The sequence below is a fragment of the Kitasatospora sp. NPDC059722 genome, from assembly GCF_042733235.1.
Classification (GTDB): Bacteria; Actinomycetota; Actinomycetes; order Streptomycetales; family Streptomycetaceae; genus Kitasatospora.
This window is the reverse complement of sequence record NZ_JBHWGD010000003.1, coordinates 1-13,463: the sequence shown is the minus strand read 5'-3', so window position 1 is coordinate 13,463 and position 13,463 is coordinate 1. Positions and strand designations below refer to the sequence as shown.

General features: G+C 73.4%; 11 protein-coding genes. 4 read left to right on the top strand and 7 right to left on the bottom strand.

The genetic code is table 11. The features are described from left to right. Window positions 1–66: 66 nt before the first annotated feature. The 4 genes from ACFV4F_RS02425 to ACFV4F_RS02410 all read right to left on the bottom strand — a co-directional run bounded on the left by ACFV4F_RS02425 (window position 67) and on the right by ACFV4F_RS02410 (window position 4,821). Window positions 67–696 (bottom strand): maleylpyruvate isomerase family mycothiol-dependent enzyme, encoded by a 630-nt coding sequence (locus tag ACFV4F_RS02425; RefSeq protein WP_380500160.1) that lies wholly within the window; start codon window positions 694–696, stop codon window positions 67–69. 79 nt (window positions 697–775) lie between these two features. Next, window positions 776–3,421 (bottom strand): aconitate hydratase AcnA, encoded by a 2,646-nt coding sequence (gene acnA, locus ACFV4F_RS02420; protein WP_380444513.1) that lies wholly within the window; start codon window positions 3,419–3,421, stop codon window positions 776–778. Window positions 3,422–3,643: 222 nt separating this feature from the next. Continuing rightward, the gene (locus ACFV4F_RS02415) at window positions 3,644–3,790 is read right to left on the bottom strand and encodes a hypothetical protein (protein ID WP_380444512.1); all 147 of its coding nucleotides are present in this window, start codon (window positions 3,788–3,790) and stop codon (window positions 3,644–3,646) included. Then, window positions 3,787–4,821 carry a hypothetical protein gene (locus ACFV4F_RS02410; RefSeq protein WP_380500158.1) on the bottom strand — a complete coding sequence of 345 codons (1,035 nt, stop codon included), beginning with the start codon at window positions 4,819–4,821 and terminating at the stop codon, window positions 3,787–3,789. Before ACFV4F_RS02410 ends, ACFV4F_RS02415 begins: the two co-directional genes overlap by 4 nt. A gap of 31 nt (window positions 4,822–4,852) precedes the next feature. Here ACFV4F_RS02410 and ACFV4F_RS02405 point away from each other — a divergent pair, with 31 nt between their 5' ends. The 3 genes from ACFV4F_RS02405 (at window position 4,853) to ACFV4F_RS02395 (ending at window position 6,422) form a co-directional block, all read left to right on the top strand. Then, a complete protein-coding gene (locus ACFV4F_RS02405; RefSeq protein ID WP_380444510.1) occupies window positions 4,853–5,212 on the top strand; it encodes a hypothetical protein in 360 nt (119 codons plus the stop codon). Between the two features lie 155 nt (window positions 5,213–5,367). Next, on the top strand, window positions 5,368–5,775 hold the full coding sequence (locus ACFV4F_RS02400; RefSeq protein WP_380444509.1) for a type II toxin-antitoxin system VapC family toxin: 408 nt from the start codon (window positions 5,368–5,370) through the stop codon (window positions 5,773–5,775). Window positions 5,776–5,888: 113 nt separating this feature from the next. Then, on the top strand, window positions 5,889–6,422 hold the full coding sequence (locus ACFV4F_RS02395) for a superoxide dismutase family protein (protein WP_380444508.1): 534 nt from the start codon (window positions 5,889–5,891) through the stop codon (window positions 6,420–6,422). 15 nt (window positions 6,423–6,437) lie between these two features. On the opposite strand, the gene argF is transcribed toward ACFV4F_RS02395, so the two are convergent. The 3 genes from argF to ACFV4F_RS02380 form a co-directional block, all read right to left on the bottom strand. After that, window positions 6,438–7,439, bottom strand: coding sequence for an ornithine carbamoyltransferase (gene argF / locus ACFV4F_RS02390; protein WP_380444507.1), 1,002 nt, complete (start codon window positions 7,437–7,439; stop codon window positions 6,438–6,440). A gap of 199 nt (window positions 7,440–7,638) precedes the next feature. Continuing rightward, on the bottom strand, window positions 7,639–10,293 hold the full coding sequence (locus ACFV4F_RS02385; protein ID WP_380500157.1) for a polynucleotide kinase-phosphatase: 2,655 nt from the start codon (window positions 10,291–10,293) through the stop codon (window positions 7,639–7,641). Beyond that, on the bottom strand, window positions 10,290–12,008 hold the full coding sequence (locus ACFV4F_RS02380; protein ID WP_380500156.1) for a 3' terminal RNA ribose 2'-O-methyltransferase Hen1: 1,719 nt from the start codon (window positions 12,006–12,008) through the stop codon (window positions 10,290–10,292). The genes ACFV4F_RS02385 and ACFV4F_RS02380 overlap by 4 nt, the downstream gene beginning before the upstream one ends. Before the next feature lie 141 nt (window positions 12,009–12,149). On the opposite strand from ACFV4F_RS02380, the gene dapD reads away from it, so the two are divergent. Continuing rightward, window positions 12,150–13,139, top strand: coding sequence for a 2,3,4,5-tetrahydropyridine-2,6-dicarboxylate N-succinyltransferase (dapD, locus tag ACFV4F_RS02375; RefSeq protein WP_380444504.1), 990 nt, complete (start codon window positions 12,150–12,152; stop codon window positions 13,137–13,139). Window positions 13,140–13,463 lie beyond the last annotated feature (324 nt).

The following is a 13,463-nucleotide window of genomic DNA, read 5'->3' as shown; positions in this document are numbered from 1 at the left end:
GTGTGAACGTCGCTGCGTGAACGTGCTTGCGTGAACGTGCTTGCGTGAACGTCCCTGCCTGGAGCGTCAGTTGCGCGAGGCCAGCAGCGGCAGGCCCTCGCCCTCCAGCTCGGCGTGCGCCACCTTGCGCCCGGTGACCGCCAGCAGGAGCGCGAGCACCGGGCCCCGCACCTCGGGGCCGCTGCCCGCCGTCCAGTCCGCGTCCGTGGCCCGCAGGGTCAGCCCCTCGACCCTCCGCTTGCCGCCGATGAGCAGGTTGGAGCCCCGGTAGAAGTCCGCCAGCCGGGTCAGCGCCGCCACCGGGTACACCCGGGCGAGGCCGAGCGGGCGGCGGATGTCCTCGGCGTGCACCACCGTCTCGCCCAGCCAGCTGTCGACCGGGCCCGGCGGGTGGCCGACCGAGTCCAGCTGCGCCCGGAAGGCGGCGAGGGTGTCCGCGGGCGTCCCGCTCGTCAGTTCGGCGATCTCGCGGGCGGCCATGTCCTCGAAGCGGAAGCCCGCCCTGGCGAGCTTCAGGAAGAAGCCGGGCGGCGTCATCCGGGCCGTCGCCGCCATGTGCGCGAGGGTGTCCTGCACGCTCCGCCCGGTGCAGAGCGAGGGGGTCGCCCACTGCTCCGGGGTGAGGTCCCGCACGTCGGCGAGCAGGGCGCGCCGCTCGGCGTGGATCGTCCCCCAGGTGTCCGGTGTCGTCGCCATGCTTCCGTGGTACTACCACGACGGCCGGGCCGCACCCCCGAGGGGATGCGACCCGGCCGCTCGGGCGCTACGGGTGTGCTCAGCCGATCAGCGAGCGCAGCACGTACTGCAGGATGCCGCCGTTGCGGTAGTAGTCCGCCTCACCGGGGGTGTCGATGCGGACGACCGCGTCGAACTCGACGGCGCCGGCGACGACCTTGACGGTCGCCGGGGTGGTGCCGTCGTTGAGCTCGGTCACGCCGGTGATGGAGAAGGTCTCCTCGCCGGTCAGGCCGAGGGAGTCGGCGTTCTGGCCCTCCGGGAACTGCAGCGGCAGGACGCCCATGCCGATCAGGTTCGAGCGGTGGATGCGCTCGTACGACTCGGCGATGACGGCCTTGACGCCCAGGAGCGCGGTGCCCTTGGCGGCCCAGTCGCGGGACGAGCCGGAGCCGTACTCCTTGCCGGCCAGGACGACCAGCGGGGTGCCGGCGGCCTGGTAGTTCTGCGAGGCGTCGTAGATGAACGACACCGGGCCGTCGGCCTGGGTGAAGTCGCGGGTGTAGCCGCCCTCGGTGCCCGGCGCGATCTGGTTGCGCAGGCGGATGTTGGCGAAGGTGCCGCGGATCATGACCTCGTGGTTGCCGCGGCGCGAGCCGTAGCTGTTGAAGTCGCGCTTCTCGACGCCGTTGGCGGTCAGGTACTGCGCCGCCGGGGTGCCCGGCTTGATGTTGCCGGCCGGGGAGATGTGGTCGGTGGTGACCGAGTCGCCCAGCTTGGCCAGGACGCGGGCGCCGGCGATGTCGGTCACCGGGCTCGGGGTCTTGGCCATGCCCTCGAAGTACGGGGGCTTGCGGACGTAGGTGGACTCGGCGTCCCACTCGAAGGTGTTGCCGGTCGGGACCGGGAGCGACTGCCAGCGGTGGTCGCCGGCGAAGACGTCCTGGTAGCCCTTGTCGAACATGTCCTGGTCGATGGAGCCAGCGACGGTGGCGGCGACCTCCTGCTCGGACGGCCAGATGTCGGCGAGGAAGACGTCGTTGCCGTCGGCGTCCTGGCCCAGGGCGTCCTTGGTGATGTCGACGTTCATGTTGCCGGCGAGGGCGTAGGCGACCACCAGCGGCGGGGAGGCCAGGTAGTTCATCTTGACGTCCGGGTTGATCCGGCCCTCGAAGTTGCGGTTGCCGGAGAGCACCGAGACGACGGCGAGGTCGGACTCGTTGACGGCGGCCGAGACCTCCTCGGGCAGCGGGCCCGAGTTGCCGATGCAGGTGACGCAGCCGTAGCCCACCAGGTTGAAGCCCAGCTTCTCCATGTACGGGAGCAGGCCGGCCTTCTCGTAGTAGTCCATGACGACCTTGGAGCCGGGCGCCAGGGTGGTCTTGACCCAGGGCTTGACCGTCAGGCCCTTCTCCACGGCCTTCTTCGCCAGCAGGGCGGCGCCCAGCATGACGGAGGGGTTGGAGGTGTTGGTGCAGGAGGTGATCGAGGCGATCACGACCGCGCCGTTGTCGATCTCGTACGTCGAGCCGTCGGGGGCGGTGACGGTGGTCGGCTTGGAGGCCTCGGCCGAGTAGGCCGGCAGCGCCTCGGCGAACCGCTCGGCGGCCTCGGCCAGGATCACGCGGTCCTGCGGGCGCTTCGGGCCGGAGATCGACGGGACGACGGTGGAGACGTCCAGCTCCAGGTACTCGGAGTAGACCGGCTCGACCGACGGGTCGTGCCAGAGGCCCTGCTCCTTGGCGTACGCCTCGACCAGGGCGAGCTGCTGCTCGTCGCGGCCGGTGAGCTTCAGGTAGTTGATGGTCTCCGCGTCGATCGGGAAGATCGCGCAGGTGGAGCCGAACTCCGGCGACATGTTGCCGATGGTGGCGCGGTTGGCCAGCGGGATGGCGCCGATGCCGTCGCCGTAGAACTCGACGAACTTGCCGACCACACCGTGCTTGCGCAGCATCTCGGTGATGGTGAGGACCAGGTCGGTGGCGGTGGTGCCGGCCGGCAGCTGGCCGGTCAGCTTGAAGCCGACGACGCGCGGGATCAGCATGGAGACCGGCTGGCCCAGCATGGCGGCCTCGGCCTCGATGCCGCCGACGCCCCAGCCCAGCACGCCCAGGCCGTTGACCATGGTGGTGTGCGAGTCGGTACCGACGCAGGTGTCCGGGTAGGCCTGGCCGTTACGGACCATGACCGTGCGGGCCAGGTGCTCGATGTTCACCTGGTGGACGATGCCGGTGCCCGGCGGGACGACCTTGAACTCGTCGAACGCGGTCTGGCCCCAGCGCAGGAACTGGTAGCGCTCCTTGTTGCGGCCGTACTCGATCTCGACGTTCTGGACGAAGGCGTCCGGGGTGCCGAACTTGTCGGCGATGACCGAGTGGTCGATGACCAGCTCGGCCGGGGCCAGCGGGTTGATCTTGGCCGGGTCGCCGCCCAGCTCCTTGACGGCCTCGCGCATGGTGGCGAGGTCGACCACGCACGGCACGCCGGTGAAGTCCTGCATGATCACGCGGGCCGGGGTGAACTGGATCTCCTGGCTCGGCTGGGCGGTGGCGTCCCAGTTGCCGAGCGCGCCGATGTGGGCGGCGGTGATGTTCGCGCCGTCCTCGGTGCGCAGCAGGTTCTCCAGCAGCACCTTGAGGCTGTAGGGCAGCCGCTCGGAACCCTCGACGGCGGAGAGCTTGAAGATCTCGTACGACTCGTCGCCCACCTGCAGCGAGCTGCGGGCGTCGAAGCTGTTCGCGGACACGACTGACTCCTTCTGGGTGCTTCACGCGATATCCGGCCACCACGATGGTAAGGTCAGCCTTACTTAGGCTTACCTTGCCGCCATCGCCGGTGAGCGCCTCTCGGCAAGTATCTTGATGTCGAGATATATGGTAAGGGGCAGTTATCTCGATGTCGAGATAAACCATAGTGCATGCCGCCGCGTTCACCACCGCAGGCATGCCCGGGTCGGCGTCCGCCCAGTTCAGCGACCGTCCGGGCCGCGCCGCTTGCGCTCCAGCCGGATCAGCCACACCGCCCCCGCCACCACCCCGCCGAGCAGCAGCAGGACCAGCAGCAGCCCGCCTCCGGCCACCGGCGCCGGGGCGACATCGGCCAGCATCCTCGTCATGTCTTCTCCTCGATTCGCACGGAGGCACCCTCGTGGGCGGCCCCCAGGACCAGCATCAGCAGCACCGGGAACTCCAGGTAGGCGTGGTAGCTCGCCACCGCCGCGTACAGCGCGCGGCCCTGCGCGTAGTCGGCCGCGAACAGCACCGCCAGCACCCCGCCCGCCGCAGCCCCCAGCGCCCACGCGCGCGCACCGCGCAGCGCCGGCACCCGGGCCTCGAAACCCTCGGCCGCCTCCGGCGCGTAGCGCGGCAGGAACCACACCCACACCACGTAGTGCATCGTCTGCAGGAACGCGAACACCGCCAGGAAGCGCAGGCCGAGGTGCGAGGCCAGCCACGCGGGCGGCGTGTAGGAACTCTCCAGGCGGGCCGTCCAGCCGCCCGCCGTGCCCGTAGCGCCCGTAGCGCCCGCCAGCAGGCCGTCCAGCAGCCCGCTCAGCAGCAGGGCCGGCACCAGCAGCACCCACGTGAACTGCAGCGCCAGGAACAGCGCACGCCCCCGCGCCAGCCGCCGCGACCACTCCCACAGGAACAGCAGCGGCACCACGTTGTGCAGGTGCGCCAGCACCACGAAGTGGTACGCCGGGAACGACAGCGACCCGGCGGCGGCGGCCGCCAGCACCGCCACGGCCCCCGCCAGCAGCACCGGACGCGAGCGCAGCCCGTACCAACTCGCCGCCACCAGCAGCCCGTACGCCAGCAGGATCTCCGCCGACCGGGAGTAGGCGGACGGCGGCAGCAGCCGGCACACGACGATGCCGGTGACGAGGACGAGCAGCAGCCGCAGCAGCGGACCCGCCAGCACCACCGCGAAGCGGCCCGCCACGTACCGCAGTTCCAGCACGTTGTGGAGCAGCCCGAAGGCCGCCAGCCCCAGCACCGCCAGCCCGGTCGGCGCCCGCAGCGCCAGCACCAGCGCCAGCGCGCCCGCCACCACGAAACCCGCCTGCGGCGCAGCGCCCAGCCGCAGCCCCGGCCCGGCCGCCGGCCAGGCCCCGCCGCGGGCCGCCCCCGCACCCGTGATCGCCACGCTCCCCCTCCCCATGGCACGATCCCCTGCCGTGCGCTACCCCGTGGCCCTGGCCCTCACGCTGCTGACCGAGACACCCGTCTACACCGCCGCCCTGAGCCTCGCCGGGCCCGTCCGCCCGGGCCGGGCCGCGGCCGCCGCCGTGCTGGTCAACCTGGCGACGCACCCCGTGCTCTGGTGGACCCTCCGGCACTGGACCGGCGGGCCCGCCGCAGCGTACTGGACGGCCTTCGGCCTCAGCGAGGCGGCGGTCTGCGCCGTCGAGGCCCTCCTCCTCCGCCCACTCACGGGCCTGCGCCCGCGCGACCCGCTCCCCTGGATCGCCTCCGGCACCGCCAACGCCACCTCCATGCTCGCGGGGCTGCTCGCCGCACCGTTCCTCGGCGGCTGACCGCGGTTCCACGGCCCGGTTCCGGCGGCCCGGCCCCGCGGCCCGGTTCCACGGTCTGGCCCCACGGCCCGGTTCCGGCGGGTGGGGGCCGGGCCGGTACGGTGGCGGGGAGTCGGTGACGTGCGGGAACGCCGGGGACGGGCAGGGGTCGGCTGATGATCGTGGTGGACGCGTCCGCGCTGGTGCTCGCGCTGGCCGACGAGGGGCCGCGCGGTGCCGCGGCCCGGGCCGAACTGGCGGCCGACGGCGAGTGGTTGGCGCCGGAGCACGTCATCGTCGAGGTGATGCAGTCGCTGCGCGGCCTCTACCTGGCCAAGGAGCTCACCGCCGGACGGGTCGCCGAACTCACCGGCGAACTGGCCGCGGTGGCGATTCGCAAGGTCGAGGTGGCGCCGCTGCTCGGCCGGATCTGGGAGCTCAAGGACAACCTCACCCCGGACGACGCCGCGTACGTCGCCGTCGCCGAGCGGTACGGGGCGCCGCTGATCACCGCGGACCTGCGGCTCATGCGGGCCAGCGGGCCGCGCTGCGAGATCCGCGGCATCCGGCGCACACCGGAGTAGCCGGGCCGCCTCCGGGCGGGGGGTGTCCCGGGCGGCCCTGCCGGGGCGGTGTCCCGGGCGGCCCGGGCGCGTTGAGCACGGCGACCGTCACCCCGCCCGTGGAAGGCCCGCCGATGCCCCTCCCGTTCGCCTCCGCCCTGCTGCCGCTCGCGCTGCTCGCACCCGCCGTCGCACCGGTGTCCGTCATCGAGGCCGACTTCGACCCGGCCTCGGCCTTCGTCCCGCCCGCCGCCATCAGCTACGCCGACGACCTCGTGCCGTACGGCTCGCACGCCACCGTCGTCACCGACCGCTCGACGGCCGGGCGGACGGTGCTCACCCTGGCCGTCACCGGACTCGCGCCCGGCCACGAGTTCCCGGTCCACCTGCACACCGGCACCTGCGGGACCGTGCCGACCTCGTCCGGGCCGCACTACCAGAACGTCGTCGACCCGGTGCAGCCGTCCACCGACCCGGCCTACGCCAACGACCGCAACGAGCTGCGGCTCGTGCTGCGCACCGACGACCGGGGCGACGGCACCGCCACGGCCGCGGTGGACTGGCAGGCGCGGGCCGGCGAGGCCCGCTCGCTGGTGCTGCACGCGGGCACCCCGGCCGGCCCGCACGCGGCGGCCGACCGGGTGGGCTGCATCAAGCTGGACCGGTAGCCCGTCCGGCCCTCCTCAGGACCCGAGGGTGGCGACCAGGACCGCCTTGATGGTGTGCAGCCGGTTCTCCGCCTGGTCGAACACGATGGAGTGCGCCGACTCGAACAACTCGTCGGTGCACTCCAGCTCGGTCATCCCGGTGGCCTCGTACATCTGCCGCCCGACCTCGGTGCCGAGGTCGTGGAAGGCCGGCAGGCAGTGCAGGAACTTCACGTCCGGATTGCCGGTGGCCCGGACGGTGTCCATCGACACCTGGTACGGCTTGAGCAGCTCGATCCGCTCGGCCCAGACCTCCTTGGGCTCGCCCATCGAGACCCAGACGTCCGTGTAGAGGAAGTCGGCGCCGGCCACGCCCTCGGCCACGTCCTCGGTGAGGGTGATCCGGGCGCCGGTGGTCTCGGCGAGCGCGTGCGCCGCCTTCCGGACGTCCTCGGCCGGCCAGACCGCGCGCGGCGCGACGATCCGGACGTCCATGCCGAGCAGGGCGCCGGTGACCAGCAGCGAGTTGCCCATGTTGGAGCGGGCGTCGCCGAGGTAGGCGAAGGCGATGCCGGTGAGCGGCTTGGCCGTGTGCTCGGTCATCGTGAGCACGTCGGCCAGCATCTGGGTCGGGTGCCACTCGTCGGTCAGGCCGTTCCAGACCGGCACGCCCGCGTGCGCGGCGAGCTCCTCGACGACCTCCTGGCCGTGGCCGCGGTACTCGATGCCGTCGAACATCCGGCCCAGCACCCGGGCGGTGTCCTTGATCGACTCCTTGTGGCCGATCTGCGAACCGGACGGGTCCAGGTAGGTGGTGCTCGCGCCCTGGTCGTGCGCGGCGACCTCGAAGGCGCAGCGGGTCCGGGTGGAGGTCTTCTCGAAGATCAGCGCGATGTTCTTGCCGCGCAGCCGGGGCTGCTCCGTGCCCGCGTACTTCGCCGCCTTGAGCCGGGCCGCGAGGTCCACCAGGAAGCGGAACTCCTGGGGAGTGAAGTCGAGCTCCTTGAGGAAGTGCCTGTTCCGGAGGTTGAAGGCCATGCCGGGCTCCTGGGGTGACGGGACGGACGGGAAAGTGGCAAGTGTATACGATGCTCTGAATTTATATGCAGAGCGGGGGTGGACGGGAGGGGAACGGCCGAGCGGAACGGCCGAGGGGGAGCCCGGTCGGACTCCCCCTCGATTCTCACCCCGGCTCCTGCCCCGGGTCTCGCCCCGGCCCCCACCCGGCACGGCGCTCCTACAGGCGCGGGTCGACCGGTTCGGACTCCAGGGCCAGGACCGCGAACACCGCCTCGTGCACCCGCCACAGCGGCTCGCCCGCCGCCAGCCGGTCCAGCGCCTCCAGGCCCAGCGCGTACTCGCGCAGCGCCAGCGAGCGCTTGTGGCCGAGGGCGCGCTCGCGCAGCCGGTCCAGGTGCTCGGTGTAGTCCGGGCCGTAGATGATGCGCAGGTACTCGCGGCCGCGCACCTTGACGCCGGGCTGGACCAGGCCGCCCGAACGGCCCTCGGCGCGCTCCGTGCGCACCAGCGAGCCCAGTGGCTTCACCACCATGCCCTCGCCGCCGGCCCCGGTCAGCTCCTCCCACCACGCGACGCCCGCGGCCACGGACGCCTCGTCGGCGGTGTCCACCACGAGCCGGCCGGTGCGGTGGAGCAGGGGCGCGGCCGGACCGCCCGCGGACGTGGTCGCGGCGGCGTCGGCGTCCACCAGGCGGTCGATCCAGGCGAGGTGCTCGTCGTGCGGGCGCACCGCGAGGTTCGCCCCCTCGGCGGCCAGCACCTGGAACGGCGCGAACCGGACGCCGGACAGCCCCTCGGTCGGCCAGCAGTAGCGCCGGTACGCCTCGGTGAACGCCCCCGCGTCGGCGGCACGCTGCCGCTGCCTGGCCGTCAGCCCCTCGACGTCCAGACCGCGCCCGGCCGCCTGCTCCAGCGCCGACAGCACCACCGGCAACGCGGCGCCCGCCGCCGCGCCGACCGCCGCGTACTGGCGGCGCAGCAGCTCGACGGCCTTCAGGGACCACGGCATCAGCTCGGCGTCGAGCAGCAGCCAGCCGGTGCCCAGCTCCTCGAACAGCCCGGCCCGCTCGGCGGCGGCCCGCACCCGGCCCAGCACCGCGGCCGTCAGGGCGTCGTCGCTGAGGAACGCGCGGCCCGTCCTGGTCCAGATCGCACCGGGACCGGCCACGCCGAAGCGCTTCTCCAGCGCCGCCTCGTCCCGGGCCACCAGCACCACCGCGCGCGAGCCCATGTGCTTCTCCTCGCACACGACCTGCCGGACGCCGTCCGCCCGGAAGGCGGCGAACGCCTCGTCGGGGTGCTCCAGGAAGCCGTCCCGGCGGGAGGTGGTCGTCGGGGCCATCGCCGGCGGCAGGTAGGCGAGCAGCCGCGGATCCAGCGCGAAGCGGCTCATCACCTCCAGCGCCGCCGCCGCGTTCTCCTCCCGGACGGCGACCCGGCCGTGCAGCCCGGTCTCGACGATCCGCCGGCCCGCCACGTCGGCGAGGTCCAGCGGACGGCCCTCCCGCGCGCCCGGCGCGTCGGTGATCATCGGACGCACCGGCGCGTACCACTCGCGCTCGGCCGCCACGCTCACCAGCTCGCGCTCCGGGTAGCGCAGCGCCGTCAGGCTGCCGCCGAACACGGCGCCGGTGTCCAGGCAGATGGTGTTGTTGACGAAGCCCGCCGTCGGCACCGGCGTGTGGCCGTAGACCACCAGCGCCCGGCCCCGGTACTCCTCCGCCCACGGGTAACGCACCGGCAGGCCGTACTCGTCGGTCTCGCCGGTCGTCTCCCCGTACAGCGCGTGCGAGCGCACCCGGCCGGAGGCCCGGCCGTGGTACTTCTCCGGCAGACCGGCGTGGCACACCACCAGCGCGCCGCCGTCCAGCAGGTAGTGGCTGACCAGGCCGCGCATGAACGCGCGCACCTCGGCCCTGAACTCCTCGCTCTCGCCCGCCAGCTGGTCCAGCGACTCCTGGAGGCCGTGCGAGACGGTGACCTTCTTGCCGTCCATCGCGCGGCCCAGCTTGTTCTCGTGGTTGCCCGGCACGCACAGCGCGTGGCCGGCCGCCACCATGCCCATCACCAGGCGCAGCACGCCGGGGGTGTCCGGGCCGCGGTCGACCAGGTCTCCGACGAAGACGGCGGTGCGGCCGTCCGGGTGCGCGGCGTCCACCGGGCGCCCCTCGGCGTCCCGGGTGAGGACGTAGCCGAGGCGGGTCAGCAGGGTCTCCAGCTCGGATCGGCAGCCGTGGATGTCGCCGACGACGTCGAACGGGCCGGTGAGGTGGCGCAGGTCGTTGTAGCGCTTCTCCAGCTCGATCCCGGCCGCCGCCACCTCCGCCGCGCCGCGCAGGATGTGCACCTTGCGGAAGCCCTCGCGCTCCAACCCGCGCAGGGAGCGCCGCAGTTCGCGGTTCTGGCGGGGGATGACGTGGGGCGGCAGCTGGCGGTCCGGCCGGGTGCGGTTGCGCTCCGCGCAGACACCGGGCGGGACGTCCAGGACGATCGCGATCGGCAGCACGTCGTGGTCGCGCGCGATCTTCACCAGCTGGCGGCGCGCCTCGGGCTGGACGTTGGTCGCGTCCACGACCGTCAGACGGCCGGCGGCGAGGCGCTTGCCGACGATGTAGTGCAGGACGTCGAAGGCCTCGGCGGAGGCCGACTGGTCGTTCTCGTCGTCGGCGACCAGGCCGCGGCAGAAGTCGGAGGAGACGACCTGGGTGGGCAGGAAGTGGCGGCGGGCGAAGGTGGACTTGCCCGAGCCGCTCGTGCCGATCAGGACGACGAGGGAGACGTCCGTGACGGGGAGGCGGCGGGGGGCGGCCGGGACGGACGGTGCTTCGGGGGTCCGTGCCTCGTCGGAGGCCGGGGTTGCTTCGTCGGTCATCGGGGTTCGCCTCCTTCGGGCGTCGGGGTGGTGGTGGCGGTGGTGGTGTCTGTATCGGCGGTGGTGGCGGTGGTGCCGGCGGCGGTGTCGGTGGTGGTGCCGGCGGCGGTGCCGGTGTCGGTGCTGGCGGCGGTGCGGAAGAGGGCCAGCTGGGTCGGCGGGCCGACCTCCGGGTCCTGCGGACCGACCGGGCGCAGCTCGACGGTGTAGCCGTACGCCGAGGCCACCCGCTCGGCCCAGGCCCGGAACTCGGCCCGCGACCACTCGAAGCGGTGGTCCGCGTGCCGGACGGCGCCCGCCGGCAGGCTCTCCCAGCGCACGTTGTACTCCGCGTTCGGCGTGGTCACGACGACCGCGCCCGGACGGGCCGAGCCGAACACCGCGGACTCCAACGCGGGCAGCCGGGGCAGGTCCAGGTGCTCGATCACCTCGCACAGCACCGCCGCGTCGAAGCCCTTCAGCCGCGCGTCCGTATACGTCAGCGCGCCCTGCGCCAGCGTCACCCGGGCCGCCTGCCGCTCCGGCAGTCGCTCCAGGCGCAGCTTGCGGGCCGCCACCCGCAGCGCCCGCACGGACACGTCCACACCGAGGATCCCGGTGAACCGGGCGTCCTTCAGCAGCGCTCCGATCAGCTCGCCCTGGCCGCAGCCGAGGTCGGCGACCTTCGTCGCACCGGTCTCGCGCAGGGCCGCCAGGATCGCGGCGCGGCGCTGCTCGGCGAGGGACGGCTGCTTCCCGGGGGTGGCCGGGGCTTCGGGGCTCTCGGGGTTGCCGGGGTTGCCGGGGTTGCCGGGGTTGCCGGGGTTGCCGGGGTTGCCGGGGTTGCCGGATGCGGGCGCGGTGCCGGTGGGCGCGCCCGGGATCTCCTGGGCGGTCTCGTCGGGCTCGTCGGCGACCGCGTTGTCGATCTCCTCGACCTCGCGGTCGTCCGCCTCCGCGAGACGGGCCAGCTCCAGGCGCTCCATCGCCGCCCTGGTCAGCGACCAGCGCCGCGACAGGTAGCGCCGGGTGATCAGGGCCCGCTCGGGGTGATCGGCCAGCCAGCCCTCCCCCGCGGCCAGCAGCTTGTCCACCTCGTCCGGGGCCACCCAGTAGTGCTTGGCACCGTCCAGCACCGGCAGCAGCACGTACAGCTGATGGAGCGCGTCGGACAGGCGCACGGACTCCGCGGCCAGTTCGATCCGCACGTACCGCGACTCGCCCCACTCCGGGAACGCCTCGTCCAGCGGGACCGCCTCCGCCTCGACCCGCCAGCCCATCGGCTCGAACAGCCGGGCCACCATCTCCGGGCCGCCGCCCTCGCCCACGCCGTTCGCGGGCACCGCGGGCAGCGCGATGCGCAGCGGACGCGCCAGCTCGGGCAGCTCGGGACGGGCCTGGCACACGCCCTTCATCGCCGACCGGAACACCGTCCGCAGCGCCACCGCGAGCAGCGAGGACGCGGCGTACGGCCGGTCGTTGACGTACTGGGCGAGCGCGAAGTCGGGCGAGCCGCCGCGGCCCTTGCCACGGCCCTTGCGGACCAGCGCGATCGGATCGACGTCCAGCAGCAGCACCGCCGTGCAGAGCTCGTCCCCCGCCTCCGGGTAGAAGACGTGGGCCTCGCCGTGCGACGTCGTGAACCGCTGGACCTTGCCGGGATGCTTGTGCAGCAGGAACCCGAGATCCGTTGCCGGGCTCTCGGCGCTGCCGGTGGTGGAAATCGACATGAACACCTGCCCGAGTATTGCCGAGCGGTGATCCCCTCGGCACCGGGTTTTCCCAGCCCACGGCCGGTCGGCGACGCCCCGCTCCTGGCGTGTCCGGACGGTGGGCGTTTTCGGCGCACGGCCCCCGCATTGGTTAACGTGCACGGTGTGACTGCTGAATCCACCACGCTCCCGAACGGCGCCGTCGCCGCCGGTCTGGCCACCATCGCCGCCGACGGAACCGTCCTCGACACCTGGTTCCCCGCCCCCGTCCTGACCACCGAGCCCGGCCCCGCCGGGACCGTCCGGCTCACCGCCGAGCAGGCCGAGGCCGAGCTCGGCACCGGCGCCGCCGAGGCGCTGCGCGCCGACACCCGGCGCGGCGTCGAGGTGGTCGCCGTGCGCACCACCATCGCCTCTCTGGACGAGAAGCCGCTCGACACGCACGACGTGTACCTGCGCCTGCACCTGCTCAGCCACCGCCTCGTCCAGCCGCACGGCCAGAACCTGGACGGCATCTTCGGCCTGCTCGCCAACGTCGCCTGGACCAGCATCGGCCCCGTCCCGGTCGACCGGGTCGAGTCGGCCCGCCTCGCCGTCCGCGCGCAGGGCGGCCAGCTCGCCGTGTACGGGATCGACAAGTTCCCGCGGATGACCGACTACGTCGCCCCGTCCGGCGTGCGCATCGCCCACGCCGACCGCGTGCGCCTCGGCGCGCACCTCGCCGCGGGCACCACCGTGATGCACGAGGGCTTCGTCAACTTCAACGCCGGCACCCTCGGCACCTCCATGGTCGAGGGCCGGATCAGCGCGGGCGTCGTCGTCGGCGACCACAGCGACATCGGCGGCGGCGCCTCGATCATGGGCACCCTGTCCGGCGGCGGCAAGCAGGTCGTCTCGGTCGGCGAGCGCTGCCTGCTCGGCGCCAACGCCGGCATCGGCATCTCGCTCGGCAGCGACTGCGTCGTCGAGGCCGGCCTCTACGTCACCGCGGGGACCCGGGTCACCACGCCCGACGGCAAGATCGCCAAGGCCGTCGAGCTGTCCGGCCAGGACAACCTCCTGTTCCGCCGCAACTCCCAGAGCGGCGCCGTCGAGGTCATCGCCCGTTCCGGCTCCTGGGGCGGCCTCAACGCCGACCTCCACGCCCACAACTGAGCCACCCGGCTCCCCTCAGTGCCCCGGCGCCGACTCCCGGCGCCGGGGCACTGTGCTGGGCTGGGCTGAGCTGTTTTGAGGCTTCGGGGATCGCGTTCTTCCTGGGCCCCTCCCCCCACCCCCACCCCTCCCGCCCTCCCACCGCCTGCCCACGCCCATGCCTCAGAGGGCCTGCTCTTCGCCTTGGCCCTCTGGCCCTTGGCTCCTAGGTCCCTGGCCCGTGGGCTGCTGGCGGGGGGGCGCGCGGGGGCCCCCGCCGGGCCGCGCCCCCGCCCCCCCCCCAGCCCCCCCCCACACCCCCGGCCGCGCCCCCCCACCCCCACA